Origin of the sequence: Vibrio sp. 10N.222.52.C12 (genome assembly GCF_041474215.1) — a bacterium.
GTDB classification, from domain to species: domain Bacteria; phylum Pseudomonadota; class Gammaproteobacteria; order Enterobacterales; family Vibrionaceae; genus Vibrio; species Vibrio crassostreae_C.
The window spans coordinates 1-670 of record NZ_JBFRTR010000094.1; the positions used below are offsets into that span (position 1 = coordinate 1).

1 protein-coding gene is annotated in these 670 nt (G+C 43.7%); it reads left to right on the top strand.

The features are described from left to right. On the top strand, positions 1 to 478 hold a 478-nt coding region (locus AB4623_RS16895), incomplete at its 5' end, for a transposase (RefSeq protein ID WP_372146914.1). Positions 479 to 670: the final 192 nt, after the last annotated feature.

A 670-nucleotide genomic window follows, 5' to 3' on the forward strand; every position in this document is an offset into this window, starting at 1 on the left:
TAATAACACTGACTTCAAAAAGCTTGCGAGCCAGCAAAAAACCATTCAGATGAAGATGCGTTTACTTGCGCTCGCACACTTTAAAGACGGCCTCTCTCGTACACAAATTGCAAAATCTCTCAAAGTCAGTCGAACCAGTGTCAATAAATGGGTTCGGATTTTTTTTGAAGAAGGCCTAGAAGGACTTCAAGAAAAACCTCGGACTGGTAGGCCTGCATACCTCACCGATGAGCAGCGGGCTCAACTCAGTGCCTTCATAAAAAAAGAAGCTGAATCACCTTCTGGTGGCCGCCTTGTTGGAAGCGATATACATGACTACATCGTTAAACACTTTGACAAGCACTACCACCCTAATTCCATCTATTATCTCCTCGACCACATGGGTTTTTCTTGGATAACTTCTCGTTCCAAACACCCTAAACAATCACAGCAAATACAGGACGATTTTAAAAAAATTCCAAATCGAAACGATCCTTAAGATCCCCGGCCATATTGGGCTAGAGAGTGTTGATGTCTGGTTTCAAGACGAAGCTAGGTTTGGTCAGCAGAACACAACAACACGTCTTTGGGCTACTCGTGGAACGAGACCTCGCGTAGTAAAACAGCAGCAATTTGAATACGCTTATTTGTGGTTCATCGCGGATTAGCGGGAACAAAAACGGTAGTAAGT